The 4852-nt window shown below is 68.2% G+C and carries 5 protein-coding genes and 1 pseudogene; 5 read left to right on the forward strand and 1 reads right to left on the reverse strand.

Features of this window, described 5'->3' with window-relative positions:
- The coding region (locus tag V7D28_RS13935) for a sodium-translocating pyrophosphatase (RefSeq protein ID WP_333587988.1) at window positions 1-1571 on the forward strand (1571 nt) is incomplete at its 5' end.
- Window positions 1572-1660: 89 nt separating this feature from the next.
- Here the strand turns inward: V7D28_RS13935 and V7D28_RS13940 are convergent.
- On the reverse strand, window positions 1661-2146 hold the full coding sequence (locus V7D28_RS13940) for an outer membrane protein assembly factor BamE (protein WP_333587989.1): 486 nt from the start codon (window positions 2144-2146) through the stop codon (window positions 1661-1663).
- Between the two features lie 108 nt (window positions 2147-2254).
- On the opposite strand from V7D28_RS13940, the gene V7D28_RS13945 reads away from it, so the two are divergent.
- The 4 genes and pseudogenes from V7D28_RS13945 to V7D28_RS13960 form a co-directional block, all read left to right on the forward strand.
- Window positions 2255-2782, forward strand: coding sequence for a ubiquinol-cytochrome C chaperone family protein (locus V7D28_RS13945; RefSeq protein ID WP_333587990.1), 528 nt, complete (start codon window positions 2255-2257; stop codon window positions 2780-2782).
- Entirely contained in the window at window positions 2767-3303 is a 537-nt protein-coding gene (locus tag V7D28_RS13950; protein WP_333587991.1) for a YceD family protein, read from the forward strand. The genes V7D28_RS13945 and V7D28_RS13950 overlap by 16 nt, the downstream gene beginning before the upstream one ends.
- 25 nt (window positions 3304-3328) lie before the next feature.
- Window positions 3329-4378, forward strand: a complete 1050-nt coding sequence (gene plsX, locus V7D28_RS13955; RefSeq protein ID WP_333587992.1) for a phosphate acyltransferase PlsX — start codon at window positions 3329-3331, stop codon at window positions 4376-4378.
- 1 nt (window position 4379) lies between these two features.
- Window positions 4380-4852: pseudogene (locus V7D28_RS13960) on the forward strand (3-oxoacyl-ACP synthase); the annotation flags it as partial.

Raw genomic sequence — 4852 nt, forward strand, 5'->3', positions numbered from 1 at the left:
TCACCAAGGGCGCCGACGTGGGCGGCGACATGGTGGGCAAGGTCGAGGCCGGCATCCCCGAGGATGATCCCCGCAACGCCGCCACCATCGCCGACAATGTGGGCGACAATGTCGGCGACTGCGCCGGCATGGCCGCCGACCTCTTCGAGACCTATGCCGTGACCACCGTGGCCACCATGGTGCTGGCGGCCATCTTCTTCCGCGGCTCACCGGCCGTGGACGCGATGATGATGCTGCCCCTGGCCATCTGCGGTGTCTGCATCATCACCTCCATCCTCGGCACCTTCTTCGTGCGCCTGGGCAAGTCGCAGAACATCATGGGGGCCCTCTATCAGGGGCTCATCGTCACCGGGCTTCTGTCGGTGGGCGCCATCTGGTGGGTGACCAACCAGCTCGTCCCGGGCGTGGTCACCGTGGGCGAGACCAGCTTCGACGGCATGTCGCTGTTCTATTGCGGGGTCACCGGCCTGGTGGTCACCGCGGCCATCGTGGTCATCACCGAATACTATACCGGCACGGGGTTCCGGCCGGTGAAATCGGTGGCCAAGTCCAGCGTCTCCGGCCATGGCACCAATGTGATCCAGGGTCTGGCGGTCAGCCTGGAGTCCACCGCCTTACCGGCCCTGGTCATCGTGGCGGGCATCATCGTCACCTACGGCCTGGCGGGTCTCTTCGGCATCGCCATCGCCACCACGGCCATGCTGTCCCTGGCGGGCTTCATCGTCGCCCTGGACGCCTTCGGACCTGTCACCGACAACGCCGGCGGCATCGCCGAGATGGCCGGCCTGCCGCCCGAGGTGCGCGTCTCCACCGACGCCCTGGACGCGGTGGGCAACACCACCAAGGCGGTGACCAAGGGCTACGCCATCGGTTCGGCCGGCCTGGGCGCCCTGGTGCTCTTCGCCGCCTATACCGAGGATCTGCGCTACTTCATCGCCACCGCCGAGCCGGGCTCCTTCTTTGAGGGCGTGGGCGCGGTGGCCTTCGATCTCTCCAATCCCTACGTGGTCGTGGGCCTGCTGTTCGGCGGGCTGCTGCCCTTCCTGTTCGGGGGCATGTCCATGACCGCCGTGGGCCGGGCGGCCGAGGCCGTGGTGGTCGAGGTGCGACGCCAGTTCAAGGAGAACCCGGGCATCATGACCGGGGAGGTGAAGCCCGAATATGGCCGGGCGGTGGACATCCTCACCCGGGCGGCCATCCGCGAGATGATCGTGCCCAGCCTGCTCCCGGTCGTCTCTCCCGTGGTGCTGTTCTTCGTCATCATGGCCATCGCCGGCAAGGCTGACGCCTTCTCGGCCCTGGGCGCCATGCTGATGGGGGTGATCGTCACCGGCCTGTTTGTGGCCATCTCCATGACCTCGGGCGGCGGCGCGTGGGACAACGCCAAGAAGCTCATCGAAGAGGGCCATCACGGCGGCAAGGGATCTGAGGCCCACAAGGCCGCGGTGACCGGCGACACCGTCGGCGACCCCTATAAGGACACCGCCGGCCCGGCGGTGAACCCGATGATCAAGATCACCAACATCGTGGCCCTGCTGCTCCTGGCGGTGCTGGCCCACGGGGTCGGATGATCTGAAGCCGCCTGGCGGCTGGACTCAAAGACGCCCCGGAGAGGCTTCTCCGGGGCGTTCGTCTTTGCGGACTGAGCCGGGGGCTGCGATCAGCGCCGATCGCCCGGCCGGTTGCCCGGAACGCTCTCATCGTCGCGGGGCAGCATGCCGCCGCGGCCCACATTGCCCAGCAGCTGCTCCAGCACGGTCAGCTCGCGACCGCGGGTGGGGGTTTCGCGGTCGCTGAACGCCACCTGCCGCCCATCCTCCAGGGTGTAGAGGTCGACGCTCTCCACCACTTCGCTGTCTTCGTTGAAGCGGATGGCTACGACCTCGCGGTTCACCACCACGGGCTTGCGGAAGGCGACGCGCTCCTTCACCTGGGCTACATAGAACCAGACATTGTCCTCAAAGGTTGAGGTGGCCGAGGGCGATCCCAACCGCCCGCGCACCGTCGACTTGGTGTCCTGGCCGACGACCACTTCCTTGGGGCTGGCGTCGATGGCCTGGAAACCGGAATAGGTGGTGATCGGCGCGCAGGCGCCCGTGGCCAGGAGAGCGGCCGCTGCGGCGGCGGTGGCGAGGCTGCGAAACATGGGACAAGGCGCCTGTTCAAGATTTCAAGACTTTGACCTATCGCCCGCGGGGCCTTAGTTCAATGCCCCGCCCTAGCCCCAAGTGGCGGCGAAATCGAGGCCTTGATCATGCTGGAGCGTCTGTTTCGTCCCCGCCCTGCGCGCGTCGCCGGCGAAAAGCTCTATGGCGCCGTGGTGGAACAGGCGCGCAGCCCGGCCTTCTACGCGGTCCTGGGCGCGCCCGACACGGTGGAGGGGCGCTTCGAACTCTATTCCCTGCATGTGGTTCTGCTGCTCGACCGGTTGAAGCGCCAGGGCCCCTCGGCGGCCGATGTGGCCCAGGCCCTATTCGACACCTATGTGAAGGCGCTCGACGACGCCCTGCGCGAGATGGGGGTAGGCGACCTGTCCGTCGGCAAGAAGATGCGCCGCTTGGGCGAGGCCTTCTATGGTCGGGTCAAATCCTATCAGGCCGCCGTCGAGGCCCTGCCGGACGAGGGTGAACTGACCGCGCTGATCGGACGCACCGTCTATGCCGAGGCTGCTCAAGGCGATAGTCCGGGTCTTGTGGCCTATATCCTGCGCCAGCGGGCGCATCTGGCCGACCAGCCCCTCGACCCCATCCTGACGGGCGATGTGTCGTGGGTGGCGCCGTGACCCTGCAATCGGTCTGGAATCACCCTGTCCGTCTCGCCGAGCTTTCCCGAGGGCCTGTGGCGTTGGACCTTGTGGCCGGCGAGGCCCAACGGGCGGAAATCGCGCGGCTGCTCAACCTGCCTGAGATCAAGCGCCTCGAGGCCAGGCTGAGGCTCAGGCCGTGGCTCGACGGGGCCGAACTGACGGGTTCGCTGCGCGCCGAGATCGTCCAGGAATCGGGCGTCAGCCTGGAGCTTTTCGACACGGTCGTGGAAGCGCCCGTGGAGGGCCAGTTTCTGCCGGCCGGCAGTCCCAACGCCCCCGATCCCGCCGCCGAACTCGACCTGGACCCCGAGGCGCCGGACCCGCCGTACGTGCTGGAGGGGGAGGTTCTGGACCTTGCGGTGCTGGTGGTGGAGCAACTGGCCCTGTCCATCGACCCCTTCCCGAGAATGCCCGGGGAGACCTTTGACTACCAGTCGCCCGAGGGTGACGACTCGCCCTTCGCCGTGCTTAAGCGGCTAAAGGAGAACGAGCGTTGAGCGCATCGCGGAGCAAGACCTGCGCGTGACAGAGGCCCTGACCCTATCCGTCGACGCCATGGGGGGCGATCACGGTCCGCAGGTGACCGTACCTGCGCTCGCCCGCGCCGCCGTGCGCCTGCCCGCGGCGGTCCGCTTCCTGATCCACGGCGACGAGGCCGCCATCGAGGCCGAGCTGTCGCGCTTCGGCCCCCTGCGCGCCCGCTCGGAAATCCGCCACACCGACAAGGTGGTGGCCTCCGATGAGAAGCCCGCCACCGCCCTGCGGCGGGGCAAGGGCTCAAGCATGTGGAACGCCGTCGAGGCGGTGAAGCTGGGGGAGGCGCAGGCCGCCATTTCCGCCGGCAACACCGGGGCGCTGATGGCGATCTCCAAGCTGATCCTGCGCATGGCCTCTGATCTGGACCGGCCCTGTCTCACCGCCAGCTGGCCCACCGTGCGCGGCGTCACCACGGTGCTGGACGTCGGCGCCAACGTCGATTGCGACGCCGAGCGGCTGGTGGAGTTCGCGGTCATGGGGGCGGCCTTCCATCGCGCCGCCCACGGGGTCGCCCGTCCTAGCGTGGGCCTGCTCAATGTCGGGTCCGAAGACATCAAGGGTCACGAAGAGGTGCGCGAGGCCCACCGGCTGTTGCGGGAAGGGGGCTTCGACCTCAACTACCAGGGCTTTGTCGAAGGTGATGACCTGACCCAGGGCGTGGTGGACGTGGTGGTCACCGATGGGTTCACCGGCAATGTCGCCCTAAAGACCGCCGAGGGGGTGGCCAAGTTCATCACCGGCGAACTGCGGGCGGCCCTGACCGGTTCGCTGCAGTCCAAGCTGGGCGCCCTGCTGGCCCGAAAAGCCCTGCGCGCCTTCCGCGACCGCATGAGCCCGCCTGCGGCGGCGCCCCTGCTGGGCTTGAACGGAGTGGTGGTCAAAAGCCACGGGGGTGCGGAGGTCAAGGAGTTCGCCGACGCCGTCACCATGGCCGCCGATCTGGGGCGTAACGATTTTGCCGCGGAGATCGCCCGCAGCATGAGCCGGCTCGACTTCGGGGCCGTCCCGGCGGCGGCCGGCCAGGGAGGCGAGTAGCTTGAGTTCCGTTTTTCGCAGCGCCGTGACCGGCGTGGGCGGCTACCTCCCCGACGAGGTGGTCACCAATGACGATCTGGCCAATGTGGTGGACACCAGCGACGCGTGGATCCGCGAGCGCACGGGAATCCGCCAGCGTCATCGCGCGGCGCCGGACCAGGCGGCCTCGGACCTGGCGGTGGAAGCCGCCCGCCGTGCGCTGGACGCCGCCGGCCGCACACCGGCCGAGGTGGACCTGATCATCGTGGCCACAACGACGCCGGACCTGACCTTTCCGGCTACGGCGGCCATTGTTCAGCGCAAGCTGGGCTGCCCGGTGGGGATCGCCTTCGACGTCCAGGCGGTGTGTTCGGGATTCGTCTTCGCCCTTTCGGTGGCCGACGGCTTCGTGGCCCATGGCCGCAGCCGCTGCGCCCTGGTGATCGGGGCCGAGACCATGACCCGGCTGATGGACTGGACTGACCGGGGCACCTG

The organism is Phenylobacterium sp., assembly GCF_036723115.1.
Lineage (GTDB): Bacteria > Pseudomonadota > Alphaproteobacteria > Caulobacterales > Caulobacteraceae > Phenylobacterium.